Annotated in this window: 16 protein-coding genes; 5 read left to right on the forward strand and 11 right to left on the reverse strand. The window is 63.3% G+C overall.

The annotated features are described in order from the left end of the window. Nucleotides 1-2: 2 nt before the first annotated feature. Nucleotides 3-557: a 16S rRNA (guanine(966)-N(2))-methyltransferase RsmD gene (gene rsmD / locus ACEK02_RS22150; protein WP_371423702.1), complete on the forward strand. Its 555-nt coding sequence runs from the start codon at nt 3-5 to the stop codon at nt 555-557. Nucleotides 558-678: 121 nt separating this feature from the next. Next, complete coding sequence (locus ACEK02_RS22155) at nt 679-1068, forward strand: VOC family protein (RefSeq protein WP_089261869.1); 390 nt, start codon at nt 679-681, stop codon at nt 1066-1068. Between the two features lie 69 nt (nt 1069-1137). On the opposite strand, the gene mutL is transcribed toward ACEK02_RS22155, so the two are convergent. The 10 genes from mutL to ACEK02_RS22205 form a co-directional block, all read right to left on the reverse strand. Further along, nucleotides 1138-2958: a DNA mismatch repair endonuclease MutL gene (gene mutL / locus ACEK02_RS22160; protein ID WP_371423703.1), complete on the reverse strand. Its 1821-nt coding sequence runs from the start codon at nt 2956-2958 to the stop codon at nt 1138-1140. A gap of 139 nt (nt 2959-3097) precedes the next feature. After that, nucleotides 3098-3493, reverse strand: coding sequence for a VOC family protein (locus ACEK02_RS22165; protein ID WP_371423704.1), 396 nt, complete (start codon nt 3491-3493; stop codon nt 3098-3100). A 45-nt stretch (nt 3494-3538) separates the two neighbouring features. Then, nucleotides 3539-3955 (reverse strand): alternative ribosome rescue aminoacyl-tRNA hydrolase ArfB, encoded by a 417-nt coding sequence (arfB, locus tag ACEK02_RS22170; RefSeq protein ID WP_371423705.1) that lies wholly within the window; start codon nt 3953-3955, stop codon nt 3539-3541. A gap of 58 nt (nt 3956-4013) precedes the next feature. Continuing rightward, nucleotides 4014-4916, reverse strand: a complete 903-nt coding sequence (locus tag ACEK02_RS22175; protein ID WP_371423706.1) for a ketopantoate reductase family protein — start codon at nt 4914-4916, stop codon at nt 4014-4016. A gap of 8 nt (nt 4917-4924) precedes the next feature. Then, the gene (locus ACEK02_RS22180) at nt 4925-6286 is read right to left on the reverse strand and encodes a M16 family metallopeptidase (protein WP_371423715.1); all 1362 of its coding nucleotides are present in this window, start codon (nt 6284-6286) and stop codon (nt 4925-4927) included. A 5-nt stretch (nt 6287-6291) separates the two neighbouring features. Continuing rightward, entirely contained in the window at nt 6292-7689 is a 1398-nt protein-coding gene (locus tag ACEK02_RS22185; protein WP_371423707.1) for a M16 family metallopeptidase, read from the reverse strand. 129 nt (nt 7690-7818) lie between these two features. Further along, the gene (locus ACEK02_RS22190) at nt 7819-8532 is read right to left on the reverse strand and encodes a hypothetical protein (protein ID WP_371423708.1); all 714 of its coding nucleotides are present in this window, start codon (nt 8530-8532) and stop codon (nt 7819-7821) included. A 100-nt stretch (nt 8533-8632) separates the two neighbouring features. Beyond that, the gene (gene lspA, locus ACEK02_RS22195) at nt 8633-9130 is read right to left on the reverse strand and encodes a signal peptidase II (RefSeq protein ID WP_371423709.1); all 498 of its coding nucleotides are present in this window, start codon (nt 9128-9130) and stop codon (nt 8633-8635) included. Then, nucleotides 9127-12135 (reverse strand): isoleucine--tRNA ligase, encoded by a 3009-nt coding sequence (gene ileS, locus ACEK02_RS22200; protein WP_371423710.1) that lies wholly within the window; start codon nt 12133-12135, stop codon nt 9127-9129. The genes lspA and ileS overlap by 4 nt, the downstream gene beginning before the upstream one ends. Nucleotides 12136-12332: 197 nt before the next feature. Then, entirely contained in the window at nt 12333-12893 is a 561-nt protein-coding gene (locus ACEK02_RS22205; RefSeq protein ID WP_371423716.1) for a sugar O-acetyltransferase, read from the reverse strand. Nucleotides 12894-12980: 87 nt separating this feature from the next. On the opposite strand from ACEK02_RS22205, the gene ACEK02_RS22210 reads away from it, so the two are divergent. Together ACEK02_RS22210 and ACEK02_RS22215 are read left to right on the forward strand one after the other, a co-directional pair. Continuing rightward, nucleotides 12981-13271 carry an antitoxin Xre/MbcA/ParS toxin-binding domain-containing protein gene (locus ACEK02_RS22210; RefSeq protein WP_371423711.1) on the forward strand — a complete coding sequence of 97 codons (291 nt, stop codon included), beginning with the start codon at nt 12981-12983 and terminating at the stop codon, nt 13269-13271. A 9-nt stretch (nt 13272-13280) separates the two neighbouring features. Next, complete coding sequence (locus ACEK02_RS22215) at nt 13281-13730, forward strand: RES family NAD+ phosphorylase (protein WP_371423712.1); 450 nt, start codon at nt 13281-13283, stop codon at nt 13728-13730. A 3-nt stretch (nt 13731-13733) separates the two neighbouring features. Here ACEK02_RS22215 and ACEK02_RS22220 read toward each other — a convergent pair whose 3' ends face one another. Continuing rightward, nucleotides 13734-14705 (reverse strand): bifunctional riboflavin kinase/FAD synthetase, encoded by a 972-nt coding sequence (locus ACEK02_RS22220; protein WP_371423713.1) that lies wholly within the window; start codon nt 14703-14705, stop codon nt 13734-13736. A 260-nt stretch (nt 14706-14965) separates the two neighbouring features. Between ACEK02_RS22220 and ACEK02_RS22225 the strand changes: the two genes are divergently transcribed. Beyond that, entirely contained in the window at nt 14966-15361 is a 396-nt protein-coding gene (locus ACEK02_RS22225; RefSeq protein ID WP_089263591.1) for a response regulator, read from the forward strand. Nucleotides 15362-15846: the final 485 nt, after the last annotated feature.

Below are 15846 nucleotides of genomic sequence, written 5' to 3' on the forward strand. Positions count from 1 at the left end.
CCATGCGCGTCGTCGGTGGCCGGCTGAAGGGCCGCAACATCGCATCGCCCACGACTCAGGCGATCCGCCCCACGGCGGATCGGCTGCGCGAGGCGTTGTTCAATATCCTGATCCACGCTTATGAGAATCCGATTCTGGATGCGCGCGTGCTCGATCTGTTTGCCGGCACCGGCGCGCTCGGCATCGAGGCCGTGTCGCGCGGTGCAAAGTTCACGCTGTTCGTCGACAACGGCTCCGAGGCGCGCGCGCTGCTCCGCAACAATGTCGAGGCGCTCGGCCTTGGCGGCGTGACCAAGGTCTATCGCCGCGATGCCGCCGATCTCGGTCCCGCACATCCGGTCGAGCCGTTTTCGCTGGTGTTCCTCGATCCGCCCTATCGCATGAAGCTCGCCGAGAAATCGCTGAACTCGCTGCGCAATGGCGGCTGGCTGACGCAGGACGCGCTGCTGGTGGTCGAAGAGGCGAAGGATGCGGCGTTCGCGGCACCGGACGGGTTCGAAGAACTCGAGCGCCGCGCCTATGACGATACCGAGTTTACATTTCTGCGCGCGATATGATGAGTTCGTAGGACGGGTAGAGAGAAGGCGCGTCAGCGCTGATCGAAACCCATCGACCACAAGCACCACAAATGATGGGTTTCGCTACGCCAACCCGTCCTGCAAGATGAGGATCATGCCGATGTCCGCGATTGAATACACCTGGGATCACGTCCATATCCGCACGCCGGACACCGAAGCCACCGCGCAATGGTTTGCCGACATGCTCGGTGCCGAGATCCTGCGCGCGCCCGGCCGCATCGACATCCGGCTCGGCGGCGGCATGATCTTCCTGGCACCGGTAACGCCGGAGATGGGCGTCAACCCGCCGCCGGTGACGCCCTATCAGGGCCTCGACCATTTCGGCCTGAAGGTGAAGGACATCGATGCGGTGGCCGCCTCGCTGAAGGCCAAGGGCGTGGAATTCACCAAGGAGCCGCATACGCTCAAGCCGGGCCTGCGCATCTGCTTCATCCGTGCGCCGCAGGGCGTGTCGATCGAGCTGCTCGAGCGCGATCCGAAATATACGTGAGCCGAGCGCGCTTTCCTTATCCCTCCCCACTGCGCGTAGCTCCGCTACGCTTGAGGGAGGGATAAGAGATCACCTCCGCCCGAATAGCTTCTCGATATCGCTGAGCTTCAGCTCCACATAGGTCGGCCGGCCGTGATTGCACTGGCCGGAATTCGGCGTGTCTTCCATCTCGCGCAGCAGCGCGTTCATTTCCTCGGGCCGCAGCCGTCGGCCTGAGCGCACCGAACCGTGGCAGGCCATGGTCGCGGCCACATGCAGCAGCCGGCGCTCCAGCGGCAGCGCTTCGTCCCATTCGGCCATGTGCTCGGCGAGATCACGCAGCAGCGACGCGGCGTTTGTCTTGCCCAGCAGCGACGGCGTCTCGCGCACGGCAATGGCGCCGGGGCCAAAACTGTCGATGGCGAGGCCGTAGCTGGCGAGTTCCTCGGCGCGGTCGAACAGTTTCTCCACGATGGCCTCGTCCATTTCGACGATCTCGGGGATCAGCAGGATCTGCCGTTGCACGCCATTGGCAGCCAGCGATGCCTTCAAGCGCTCATAGACGATGCGTTCATGCGCCGCGTGCTGGTCGACCACGATCATGCCGTCGCGGGTCTGCGCGATAATGTAGTTCTCATGCACCTGCGCGCGCGCCGCGCCGAGCGGCCGGTCGATCAGGTCAGTCTGCGGCGTTTCCTCGAAACGCACATCGGCCGTGGGCGTGCCGACATCGAAGGCCGCCTGGCTCCGCTCGGCAAAGGCAGCCGAGCCGTCGAAAGCCGGCATGGGGCTAACCGGAAGAGCGGGTGATCGCTTCCAGTCCCAATTGGTATTCGGGCGCGGCGCGAAATTGGGTGCGAAGTTGGGGCGGAACGAGTCCAGCACGGCGCCGTCGCTATTGGCCGCGGTGCGACGGCCTTCGCGGGCCAGGCCTTCCTTCAGCGCATGCACGATCAGTCCGCGCACCAGCCCGGCATTGCGGAAACGCACCTCGGTCTTGGCCGGATGCACATTGGCATCGACCTCCTGCGGGTCGAGCGTGACGAACAGCGCGACGATCGGATGGCGGTCGCGGGGCAGATAATCGGAATAGGCCGCGCGCACCGCGCCAATGATCAGCTTGTCGCGGACCGGACGGCCATTGACGAACAGATATTGTCCAAGCGCATTGGCGCGGGTCAGCGATGGCGCCGCCGCAAAACCTTCGACCACCACACCTTCGCGTTCGCTGCGCACCTCAATGGCGCTGAGGCGAAACTCGGGTCCGAGAATGTCACCGAGCCGCGTCAACTGTCCGGCCGGACCGGGCAGGGCAGCCGCCCATGTCACCGGCGCGCGTTCCTCGCCGGCCATGGTGAAGGCGATGTCCGGCCGTGCCATCGCGAGGCGGCGGACAACCTCGCGGATCGCTTCGGCCTCGGTGCGGTCGGTCTTGAGAAATTTCAGCCGGGCAGGGGTCGCGTAGAAGAGATCGCTGACTTCGACGCGGGTGCCCTGGGTGAGGGCGGCCGGCACAATGTCAGATTTCTCCCCGCCATCGACGGTGCGCGACCAGGCATGGGGCTCCGAGGCGTGGCGCGTGGTGATGCTCAGCCGCGCCACCGAGCCGATGGAAGGCAGCGCCTCGCCGCGAAAACCGAGGGTGCGGATCTGCAGCAGGTCCTCGTCATCGAGCTTCGAGGTGGCGTGGCGGTCCATCGCCAGTGTGAGGTCGGCATGGGTCATGCCGCCGCCGTCATCGGTGATGGCGATCTTCCGCCGCCCGCCGCCATCGGTGAAGATCTCGACCCGGCTGGCGCCGGCATCGATGGCGTTCTCCACCAGCTCCTTCACCACGCTGGCCGGCCGCTCCACCACTTCGCCGGCGGCGATGCGGTTGACGATGGTTTCTGGGAGCTGGCGAACGGGCATGGAGGTGCTGTGATGTCGGGTTGGGTGACGGACGAATCCGGGCGGTTTGCGCCTGACGCTCACTTAGGAGCCTGATTGCCCCATTCTAGGGTCAGCCGGTCCGGCTGTCCCCGCGACAGGACCGATTTTCCCCCGGCGATTACGCGAATCGGCCGCCCTTCTGGATCACCTCGATCTTGTAGCCATCGGGATCGGTGGCGAAGAAGAAGCGGGCGAGGAGTTTGCCGTCGTGGTTCAGCTCGCGCAGCGGCCCGGCGGTCAGTTTTTCCTGCGCGAAACGGGCATGTTCCCCAGCGACGTCGTCGACGACAACCGCGAGATGCCCGTAGCCGTCACCCGGCGCATAGGGCTCGGTGCGGTCGAAATTCACCGTCAGTTCCAGCTCGAAGGGCGAGGACGGATGGCGCAGATAGATCAGCGCGAAGTCGGGAAATGCGATGCGATCGGCGATCTCCAGTCCGAAGGCGCGCTGGTAGAAGTCCAATGAGCGCGCTTCGTCCAGCACGCGGATCATCGAATGAACGGGTTTGGCCATCGAGACAGGTCCTTGATCAGACAGGTTTGGAGGTGGCGACGCGGCTCAATCGTCGAAACGGCCGCCGCGGCCGGCCTTGATGTCGCTGCGGCGCTTCTTGCCGTCGAGGCGGCGCATCTTCGAACCGAGCGTGGGTTTGGTAGCCCGCCGGGGCGCCTGGCGGAAGGCGGCTTCCTGCATCAGTTGGACCAGCCGCTCGATGGCGTCGGCCTTGTTGCGGTCCTGGGTGCGGAAGCGCTGGGCGTGGATCACGATCACGCCGTCTTTGGTCATGCGCTGGCCGGCGAGGGTGCGCAAGCGGATCGTGGTGTCCTCCGGCAGCGTCAGCTTCGTCGTATCGAAGCGCAATTGCGCAGCGGTGGAGACCTTGTTGACGTTCTGTCCGCCGGGACCGGACGCGCGGACGAAGACGATCTCGATATCGTCCTCGTCGATGGCAATGGAGCGCGTGATGCGGAGCATGATCCTCCGTAGCACATCCGCCGGCCGTCCGGGCAAGCCTGTGCGCCGTCATGCGCTGTCAGGACCGCCGCGACCCGCTGCGTTCGACCAGCTTCACCATGACCTGCAGGGCATGGTTCGTCGGCGTCGGGATGCCATGCTCGGCGCCCTTGCGGACGATGAAGCCGTTCAGGAAGTCGATCTCCGATGGCTGGCCGCGGGCGAGATCCTGCGAGGTCGATGATTGCTGAAACGGCATGCTGGCGGCGAGGCCGAGGGTCTTGTCCAGCAGATCGGCGGGCAGCGACACGCCGCAGGCGCGCGCCACCGCCAGGCATTCGGTAACGGCATTGGTCACGATATCGGGGACGCCATCGACCTTGAACATCTCGCCATATGCAATGCCGGCCACCGCCGACAGCGCGTTATAGGCGCAATTGTTGATGAGCTTGGACCACTGCACCGCGTCGATATCGTCGGCGATGGCTGTCGGCACGCCAGCATCGGACATCAGCTTTGCCAGCGCTTCGCTTTGGGGCGAAGCACCGATGATCAGCTCGCCGCGTCCGTTATGTTTGATATGGCCCGCGCCCGGCATCTCCGCGGCCACATAGACCGCCGCGGCAATCACCGGCTGGCTGAGAATGGCGCGCAGGCGCTGCGGATTGTCGACGCCGTTCTGCAGGCTGAGCACGATCGTATCGGCCTTGAGGACGGGCTTCAGCGTTGCTGCCGTGCTGTCCGTATCGCCCGATTTCACCGCGAACAGCACGAGATCCGGCGGCGTCAGACTCGCGACGTCGGTCGTCGCCCTGGCCGGAACGAAGCCGGTGAATTCGGCGCTCTCGAAATGCAGGCCACGCGCATTGATGGCATCCACATGCGCCTGTCGGCCGACCAGGGTGACGTCGTGACCCGCGCGCAGCAGCTTGGCGCCATAATAGCAGCCAACCGCGCCAGCGCCGATCACCGCGATCTGCATGTCGGCGCTCAGTTGGCCTTCGGCGCCGGGACCACCGGCGCTGCGGCTGCTTGCGGCGCGCGTCCGACCACGACGGTCAGCAGGCCATCGGCCCACAGCTTCTTGGCTGCAGCCCTGGCCTGATCCAGCGTGACGGCATCGACGATCGCATTGCGCTTCTCGATGTAATCGATCGGCAGCTTGTCGAGCTGATATTGCAGCAGCGCGCCGGCGAGCTTCGATGACGTATCGAGCGCCAGCATCTGCGAGCCCTTGAGATAGGACTTGGCCTCGTCCAGCTCCTGCTGGGTCGGGCCCTGCTCGGCGATGCGCTTCACTTCGCTGGTCACGGTATCGACCGTTTCGGTGGCGCGATCGGCACGGGTGGCGGTGTTGCCGATATAGATGCCGGAATGCTGCATCCACAGCAGCGAGCCGGACACCGAATAGACCAGACCGCGCTTCTCGCGCACTTCGTGATAGAGCCGCGAGGACAGCGTGCCGCCGCCGAGAATGTGGGTGACGATATAGGCGGCCATGAAGTTCGGATCGTCGCGCTTGATGCCGGGGCTGCCGAAGGTCACCACGGTCTGCGGCACGTCGAGCGTGACGAAGCTCTTCTGCGGCGGCTTGGCGGCAACGACCTCGGGGACCGGCGTCAGGCTGGCTTTTGCGGGCAGGCCACCGAAGGTCTGGTCGAGCAACTTGCTCAGTGTCGCGGGATCGACGTCGCCGACCACGGCCACCTTCAGCGTGTCCTTGGCGATGACACGCGCCTTGTAGGCCTTGATATCGTCGATGGTGATGCCAGGGACTTCAGTGAGGTTGCCATTCGATGGACGGCTGTAGGGATGATCGCCGAAGGCCAGTTCGAGAAACTTGCGGGTGGCGATCGAACTCGGATTGGTGGTCTCGCGGCGCAATCCGGAAAGGATCTGCGCGCGGATGCGCTCCACATCGGCGCTGTCGAAGCGCGGCTGTGTCAGCGACAATCGTAGCAGGTCGAAGGCTTCATCGCGATTGTCCTTCAGCATGCGCAGCGAGCCGCGGAAGTAATCGCGCTGGGCATTGTAGCTGAGTTCGATGGCGCGGCGATCCAGACGTTCATGGAAAGTCTTGGAGTCGAGATCGGCTGCGCCTTCGTCCATCAGGCTGGCGACCATGTTGGCGGTGCCGGATTTGTCCTTGGGATCCTGCGCCGCGCCGCCGCCGAAGGCGTATTCCATGGCGATCAAAGGCACGGTCGCGTCCTGCACGAACCAGGCTTCGATACCGCCCGGGGTGACCAGATGCTGGATCTTCGCGGCGGCATGGGATGGCGCTGCCGTCAGTGAAGCGAAAGAGAGAACGGTAGCGACGGCGAAGCCGACGCGGCGGGCGTTGCGCAACATCATGTTCACGACCGCTTCTCCTCGCGCTTTGGCGCAGATGCATCCTTGACCAGATAGCCGGTGACCGAGCGCTTCTTCTCGAGCCAGGCTTGCGCCGCAGCGCGCACCTGTTCGGCCGTCACCGCCTTGATGCGGTCGGGCCAGCTGCGAATGTCCTCGACGCTGAGGCCGGTGGTGAGGGCTGCGCCATACCAGCGGGCCAGGGAGGCCTGATTGTCCTGCGCATAGATCGCTTCGGCCACGAGCTGCGTCTTGACGCGTTCGAGGTCGGCCGCCGGAACGGGATTGGTCGCGAGGTCGGCGATCACGGCATCCATCGTCTTTTCGATCTCGGCGAAATCGACGCCGGGCCGCGGCGAGGCGGAGATCATGAATTGCGCGCTGTCCAGCGCGGTGCCCTGATAGCTGGCGCCGGCATTGATCGCGAGCTGCTTGTCGACCACCAGCGCACGGTAGAGATATGAATTGGCGCCGCCGCCGATCAACTGGCCGAGCACATCGAGGGCCTGGCTTTCGCCGGCTGCCGCCGTGGTCGCGGACGGGACGAGGTAGTAGCGACGGACGCTGCTCTGTTCGACGCGTGGATCGGACAGGGTCACGGTGCGGGGGGCGGCCGGCGTTGGCTCCTGCGGGCGCGTGCGCCGCTCGGGGATCGATGGCTGCGCCGGGACGACGCCATAGGTGCGCTCCACCATCGGGCGGATTTCCGCCACATCGACATCGCCTGCGATGATCAGCGTGGCATTGTTCGGTGCATAGAAGCGCTTGTAGAAGGCGAGCGCGTCCTCACGGTCGAGCTTCTCGATTTCCTGATGCCAGCCGATGATCGGGCGGCCATAGGGATGGTTGAGATAGAGCGCTGCCATGATCTGTTCGGACAGGCGCGCATCCGGGCTGTTGGCGACGCGCATATTGTATTCTTCGAGCACGACGTCGCGCTCGGGCAGGACGTTCTCGTCCTTCAGCACGAGGCCGGTCATGCGATCGGCTTCGAATTCCATCATCCGGCCGAGCTGGTCCTTGGTGACCCGCTGGTAGTAGCCGGTGTAATCGGTGGAGGTGAAGGCGTTCTCGTTGCCGCCGATGCGCTGCACCGTCTGCGAGAATTCGCCGGCCGGATGTTTCGCTGTGCCCTTGAACATCAGGTGTTCGAGGAAATGCGCCAGGCCCGATTTGCCGGGTGTCTCGTCGGCGGAACCGACCTTGTACCAGATCATCTGCGTCACGACGGGTGTGCGGTGATCTTCGATCACGACGACCTGCATGCCGTTGCTTAGCTTGAAGGTGGTCGGCGGGTTCGATGTCACCGTCTGCGCCCGAGCGCCCGACATGGCGAAGGCGGGAGCCAGCAGCAAGGCGACGACTGCGACGGATCGTGCGGCAAGTCGGAATGATGAGGTCATGGCGGGGCTAGCAGCTCCAAGGCATGAGGAAAGGCGTGACCAAGCTATCGCGCGGAACACATCCGCGCGTGCAGGCTGATCGCAGTGAAAGGACGTCTTTGGAGCGGCGGCGCAACGGGAGCGCTGCGATCAGAACTTACCCGTCATCGGGTTCAGGTTGTAATCGTTCTTCATGACTTCCTTCGGCCCGGTGCCATAGGCATAGCCTGAGGCTGGCGTCTGGTAGCCGGCGGGCGGCTGGGTCAGCGACTCGCGTGTCGGCTCGCCCTTGAACTCGGCTGTCTCGCCCTTGTTGCCGCCGAACATGTTCTTGAACAGTCCGCCTTCATAGCCAAGCTGTTTCGGGCTCAGCACGATGTTCTTGTTCGGATCGCCGGGCGAGGAATTGTCCACGGCGGACGAGGCGCCACGTGCGCGCTTCGGCGCCATTTCGCGCGGGGTCAACGGACGCGCGGCTTCCAGCACTTCTTCGGGGCGTCCGGTCTTGGCGTTGGCGGCGGCTGCGCGGCGCTGCTGCACGTCGGGATCCTTCGGCCAGTTCGCGACAGGCGCGGGGCCCTTGGCATCCGGCGGCGGCAGGTCGATCTTCGGCGGCACCACCAGGGGCGAGCGCTCGCGGTAGTCGATGCCGGTATTTTCCATATTGGTGCCGCCGAGACCGGTCATGATCTGCTTGATGACCTTCTGCTCGAATGGCTGGTCTTCTTCCTCGGCATCCTGGGCGCGTGCAGCGCCAGCGGACATCACGAGACCAACGCTAAGGGCAACGGCGGTGAGGCGCAGGGCGCGCATCCAGGCGCCCGATGAAGTGTGCAGAGCCCAACCGGTTTCGGTCTCGCGCATCGTGTTCATCCTGTTCAAATATCTGGCGGATCGGCAAGAATACGAGAAATCCTGCTGCGGTTCCGCTGGTATCGCCCTTGGCCTTGCGTATCGGCTGGGATCAGGGCGCTTTTGCGGCGGGTACCGTGAAGAAAGAGTCATACAGCAGGGCCGCTACACCGGCAACAATGGCAACATCGGCAAGGTTAAACACGTACCAGTTGTAGGTCTTGCCGGCGATTTCGACATGCAGCAGGGCGAAATCGACCACGGCGCCATAGGCGAACCGGTCGATGGCATTGCCGATCGCGCCCCCGATGATCAGCCCCAGCCCGATCGTGGCCAGTCTGGTCTCCGATTTCGCCATCCAGACCGCCAGCGCCACCACCGCGATGGCCTTGATCGCCACCAGCACGACCTGACCGGTGGGGCCGGAATCGGAGAACCAGCCGTAGCTGATGCCGGTATTCCAGGCCAGGACCAGATCGAAGAACGGCGTGATCCTGACCAGGCCGCGATGGCCGAGATCGAAGCCATAGAGCAGCCACAGCTTCGTCGCCTGATCGAGGATCAGGACGACGATGGCGGCGATCAGCCCGCTGCGGACGGCTGGTTTCAAACAGCCACTCCCAGCGCCTTCCACTCCCGCAGCGCCTGCGCGTCGCGCGGGGTGACGTCGGGATAGTCCTTGTCCTCACCCACGGTCGGGAGAATCTTCCATGACCGCGCGCATTTGGTGCCGACGGCCTTTTCCACCACCACCGCGACGCCGGGCACGTCGTTCAGCGTGAAGGCGCCTGCGGGCGCTTCCTCATTGGTCAGCATCGCGTTCGAGGTGATGAACACTTCGGCGAGGTCGATGTCCGCGAGGATCGCGAATACGGCCTTGTCTGACACATAGACCAGCGGCGAGGCTTCCAGCGACGAGCCGATATTCTTGGCGGCGCGTTCGATTTCCAGCGCACCGGTGACGACGCGGCGGACGTTGCGGATGGTGTCCCATTTCGCGGCCAGCGCCTCGTTGCGCCAGGCCGGCAGCGTGTTCTGGAACGGTTCGAGATGCACCGACACGGCCGTGCTGCCGTAGCGCGACAGCCACGCTTCCTCGGCAGTGAAGCTGAGGATCGGCGCGAACCAGGTCACGATCGACCGGAACAGGTAGTCGATCACGGTCAGCGAGGCCTTGCGCGCCACCGACGACGGCGCGTCGCAATACAGCGTGTCCTTGCGGATGTCGAAGTAGAAGGCCGACAATTCGGTGTTCATGAAGGCGGCGAGCGTGGCCACCACCGTCTTGTAGTCGAAATCGGCATAGGCCTGTCGCACCACCTCATCGACTTCCGAGAGACGATGCAGCATCAGCCGCTCAAGCTCCGGCATATCGTCGGCCTTGATGCGATCCGCTTCGCGGAAATGCGCGAGGCTGCCGAGCATCCACCGCACGCTGTTGCGCAGCTTGCGATAGGTCTCGATGGTGTTCTTGATGATCTCCGGGCCGATGCGCTGGTCGTCGGCATAGTCGGTGGCGCAGACCCACAGGCGCAGGATGTCGGCGCCGGAATCCTTGATCACCTTCTGCGGCTCGATGGTGTTGCCGATCGATTTCGACATCTTGCGGCCGTTCTCGTCGAGCGTGAAGCCGTGGGTCAGCACGACATCGAACGGCGCGCGGCCGCGGGTGCCGCAGCTTTCCAGCAACGACGACTGGAACCAGCCGCGATGCTGGTCCGAGCCTTCCAGATACATCACGGTGTCATCGCCGCCATCGACCTTGCGGTTGATACCGGCGAGGCCGGGGAAGTTCTGCTGGTCTTCGAGCACGAAGGCGTGCGTCGAGCCGGAATCGAACCAGACGTCGCAGATGTCGTCGACTTTCTTCCACGCTTCATTGGCAAGTGGACCGAGGAAGCGTTCGCGGGCACCTTCGGCATACCAGGCATCGGCGCCTTCGTTCATGAAGGCTTCGGCGATCCGCAGATTGACGGCGTCGTCGATCAGGATTTCGGCGGAGCCGTCGCCCTTCTCGCGCACGAATACCGCAATCGGCACGCCCCAGGCGCGCTGCCGCGAGATCACCCAGTCCGGCTTGGTGTTGATCATGCCGTTGATGCGGTTCTGCCCCGTCGCCGGCACCCATTGGGTGACCTTGATGGCCTCCAGCGCGCGGTGACGCAGCGTATCGCCGGGCTTCGCCTTGCCCTCGTCGATGATGTCCTTGTCCATCGCAATGAACCATTGCGGCGTGTTGCGATAGATCACGGGCTTCTTGGAGCGCCAGGAATGCGGATACTGATGCTTCAGGCGCGTACGCGCCACCAGCATGCCGCGCTCGACCAGCGCCTTGATGATGGCCTCGTTGGCGTCGCCCTTCTCGCCCTTGTCGTTGAGCACGCGGGTGCCGGTGAAGCCCGGCGCCTGTTCAGTCAGCGCGCCGTTCTCGTCGACCGTATAGGGAATCGTGGTGGCGATGCCGCGCTCGGTGAGCTGGCGGCCGTTCGACGTCCAGATATCGAAGTCGTCGCGGCCGTGGCTTGGCGCGGTATGCACGAAGCCAGTGCCGGCATCGTCGGTGACGTGGTCGCCATCGAGCAGCGGCACGATGAAATCATAGCCGCCGGCGAGGCCCTTCAGCGGATGGCGGCATTCCAGATCCTCGAGTATGTCGGACGACATCTCGCTGCTCTTCTTCCATGACGTGACGCGCGCCTGCTTGAACACGCTTTCGGCCAGCGCGTCGGCGAGGATCAGCAGGTCGCCGGTCTTCAGCCAGTTGTCCTCCGGCGCCTCGGTGACCTCATAGAGGCCATAGGCGATCTTGCGCGAGAACGAGATGGCGCGGTTGGCGGGCAGCGTCCAGGGCGTGGTGGTCCAGATCACCACTGAGGCCTTGGCGAGGCGGCCGAATTCGGCTGCGACGGGGAATTTCACCCACACCGCGTCGGACGTGTAGTCCTCATATTCGACTTCGGCTTCGGCCAGCGCGGTCTTTTCCACCACGCTCCACATCACCGGCTTGGAGCCGCGATACAGCGTGCCGTTGGCGGCGAATTTCATCAGCTCGCGCGCGATCTGCGCTTCCGCGAAGAAGTCCATGGTGGCGTAGCGGCCGGCCCAGTCGCCGATGATGCCGAGGCGCTTGAATTCCTCGCGCTGGATGTCGAGCCATTTGTTGGCATAGGCGCGACATTCCTGGCGGAACGCGATCATCGCCGCGCCGTCCTTGAAATTCGGCTTGGTCTTGCCCTTGGAGCGGTAGTTCTCTTCCTCGATCTTCCACTCGATGGGCAGGCCGTGACAGTCCCAGCCCGGCACGTAGTTGCTGTCGAAGCCCAGCATCTGCTGGCTCTTGGTCACCACGTCCTTGAGGATCTTGTTGAGCGCATGGCCGATATGGATGTTGCCATTGGCATAGGGCGGGCCGTCATGCAGCACGAATTTCGGCTTGCCCTTGGCGGTTGCGCGCAGCTTGCCGTAGAGGTCGATCTCGTTCCAGCGCGCCAGCATTTTCGGCTCGCTGGTCGGCAGGCCTGCGCGCATCGGAAATTCGGTCTGCGGCAGGTAGAGGGTCTTGGAATAGTCGTTGGCGCTCTTTTGGGCGTCAGATTTTGCGGGCTTGTCGGACATAGGTGCTCTGGCTTGCTCGAATGGCGCTGAAACGCGTGAAAACGCGATGAAACTGGACGGTCCCGGTCTTGCGCCGAGCAAAGCTCAGGCGGAAGCCGGGCCGATAATGCTTATGATGGGGCGCCGTGCAGACATCCCGCACTCAATAGCAGCCGGAACAGGGATCGCAAAGCGTCCTAACGGTGTTTTGACGCTGATCAGGCCCGCTTGCCGATCGACCGGGCCGGATTGCCGGCCACGGTGGCGCCGGGCGGCACGTCCCGGGTCACCACGCTGCCGGCGCCGATCACGGCTCCGTCACCGATGGTCACGCCGGGGACGATAATGGCTCCGCCGCCGATCCAGACATCGGCGCCGATTTTGACCGGCCGGCCGAATTCCAGCCCGCTGCGGCGGCTCGCTGCGTCCCGTGGATGGTCGGCGGCGTAGATCTGCACGGCGGGGCCGATCTGGGTGCGGTCGCCGATGGTGACCTCGACGACGTCCAGGATCACGCAGTTGAAATTCAGGAAAACACCATCGCCGAGATGGATGTTGTAGCCGTAGTCGCAGAAAAACGGCGGACGGATCACGCAGTCGGCGCCGACTTTGCCGAAATGCTCGGCGAGCAGCGTCCGTCGTTCGGCCACTGGCCGGTCCAGCTGCGCGTTGTACTTGGCCAGCCAGGCCTTGTTGGCCTTCTCGTCAGCGACCAGTTCGGGGCTGCCGGGGCGATAAAGCTCGCCCGCCAGCATTTTCTGCTTTTCGGTCTGGGTCAGGGGAGGTCTCCGGGCGCTGAGAGGTATGAGTAACGGTTGTATTTTGCGTGTATCGGTCTAATTTGTTGAGATCGTGGAGTGAGGCCAATGAACCCGCGCACGCGCATCGAGCAATATCAGAGCTTAATGGACCTCCGGCGTCAGGGGCCTCTGCCAGCGGAGGCACAAGCAGCGTTGAAAGAGGAGCGTTTGAGCGTCCTGGAAATACGAGCGCTCGCTGATCGTGTTTTCGGCGATGAGGTCAAGGCTGAAGCATGGCTCCGCCATCCCAACAGATCGATGTCAGGGCAGACGCCGTTTGATTTGATGCAAGACGAACTCGGCGCCGCCGTGGTCCGTGAAACGCTGGAGCAGATCGATCACGGCATCTTCTCTTGAGCATCCACGATGGAGCTCTGGCGGATTTCAAATTATCCCGATCTTTCCGGTATCGGTGGCTTGCATGCCAGCGGCCGTTGGCATTCGAAGGGCAAGCGGGTCGTCTACCTTGCAGATCACCCGTCGAGCGCTCTCTTGGAAACGCTCGTTCATCTTGAACTCAACATGATCCCCGCGACCTACCAGTTGCTTCGTGTTCGATCAGAGAAAACCATCGAAGTTGAAAAAGTCGAGGTCGTTGATTTACCGGCGGACTGGTTCAGTCGAATCGACGCGACGCGACAGATCGGTGATCGTTGGTTGGATCAAGGTTCAAGCGCCTTGTTGCAGGTTCCGTCGGCAATTTCGCCACGCGCAACGAATGTCCTGTTGAACCCTCAACATCGCGACGCAATGTTGGTCAGCATCGTCGAGACGATCGTTCCACCGTTTGACCCGCGCTTGTTGAAGGGGCCTTAAGCACTATCCCACGGCCCCCAGTCTCGGAAACGCATCCGGCGCGGCCGCCAGCGCGGCGCGCGCTTTGGCGCTGTCGTCGTCCATCTGGCGGATCAGGGGTTCAATGCTCTCGAATCTCATTTCATCGCGGATGAAGGCAATGAAAGCGACGTCCAGTGTCTGGCCGTAGAGATCGCCCTTGAAGTCGAACAGGAATACTTCGAGCAGCGGCGCGCCGTTGTCGAAGGTCGGGCGGCGGCCAAAGGATGCGACGCCGTCGAAGCGCTCGTGGCCGCGGCCGACCCGCACCGCATAGATGCCGTGTTTGAGGCCGCAATTGGCATTCAGGCGGATATTGGCGGTGGGATAGCCGAGGTCGCGGCCGAGCTTCTTGCCGTGGATCACCTCTCCTGTGATGAACCAGGGGCCGTTCAGCATCTCGGTGGCCTCGGCCACCTGGCCCTCAGCCAATGCCATGCGGATGGCAGTCGATGACACCGGGCGCTCATCGATATCGATATGTGGCTGCACATCGACCTCGATGCCAAGCCGCGGGGCTTCATTCACCAGCAGGCTGGGAGAGCCGACGCGGCCTTTGCCGAAATGAAAGTCGTAGCCCACGGCGATCCCGCTGATGCCGAGACGCTCGATGAGATCGTGGTGAATGAAGTCTTGCGCCGTGGTGCTGGCGCGTCCCTTGTCGAAGGTCATGACGACGGCGCCGGCGAGGCCGGTTCCTGCCAGCAGGCGCAATTTGGCGGCTTCGTCGGAGAGCCGGAACTGCGGCGTGTTCGGGCTGAAGAAACTGCGCGGATGCGGCTCGAAGGTTACCGCCAAAGCGCTTGTTTTATGCAGTTCCGCCATGCGTAGCGCAGCACCGATGACGGCGCGGTGGCCGAGATGGACACCGTCGAAATTACCCATGGCGACGACGCATCCGCGCGGGATGGCATCGGCAGGCGTTGTGTCGCGGATCACGCTGAAAGCAGTCGTCATGATTGGATTCGTTGATGGTTTTGGCGGGTGAGGGACCGTGACGCGCCCGCCGCCCCGAAGTCAAGCGAAGGTAAAATCGGCCTTCTTCTCGAATTTGACCGATTTCAGGCCACGGGGCGGTTAACTGGAAATTTAACCCACCCTGCTAATTCTGGCACCTAGCCGCGGACAGCAATGCTCGCCAATCCCGGCTGGAACGGTTTGCCTGACGGCAAATATCATTTTTGCATTTGCGTATCGTGCCTCAGGGGGAAATGAAGATGGCGGTTGATTTGTCGATGACGGTGCTGGTGGTGGACGATTACAACACCATGATCCGCATCATTCGCAATCTTCTGAAGCAGCTTGGTTTCGAACATATCGACGATGCGAGCGATGGTTCGATGGCGCTGGAAAAGATGCGCACCAAGAAGTACGGCCTGGTGATTTCCGACTGGAACATGGAGCCGATGACGGGCTACGACCTGCTCAAGGAAGTCCGTGCCGATCCCAACCTGTCGCAGACCCCCTTCATCATGATCACGGCAGAATCCAAGACCGAGAACGTGATTGCCGCCAAGAAGGCCGGCGTGAACAACTACATCGTCAAGCCGTTCAACGCGGCGACGCTGAAGACCAAGATCGAAGCCGTGTTCCCCGACACCGTGCCGGCGTAACCGGCGGGCTTCCTGCGTCAGAGCTTTTGAGTTTCACAATGCCCGGCCTCGTGCCGGGCATTTTGCGTTTCGGCTCTTCACCGTCATTCCCCGGCACGCCAATTGGTATGCCCCGGAATGACGGTTCGGGGCGGCAAGACAGCACCCAAACATTTTTTCCTATTTGTATTGACAACATCCCCATCTTGATTATTTTCCCCTTCGTCCTGCCCCATTGAGAGGGGCGATCGCGATCGTCACGATTGCGGGGCGGGATGCGGTGGACGCCGGAGATGCGGCGTCACGGGATGTGTGGGTACCGGCTGTCTGCGGGCAGGCCGCATCGCCTGTGGTCAGGATACCACTGGGACAGGCGGTATGGCTTGCCTTCGGATGGAACGGGCCTGCGGATCAAGTGACGGACGACCAGATTCGAAACGCGTCCGGCCCAATAGCTGCGCTCCCCCGGCCCTGTCGCGCAGGGCCAAACAAGGGTGACCTTGATC

Origin of the sequence: Tardiphaga sp., from assembly GCF_041424195.1 — a bacterium.
Taxonomy (GTDB): domain Bacteria; phylum Pseudomonadota; class Alphaproteobacteria; order Rhizobiales; family Xanthobacteraceae; genus Tardiphaga.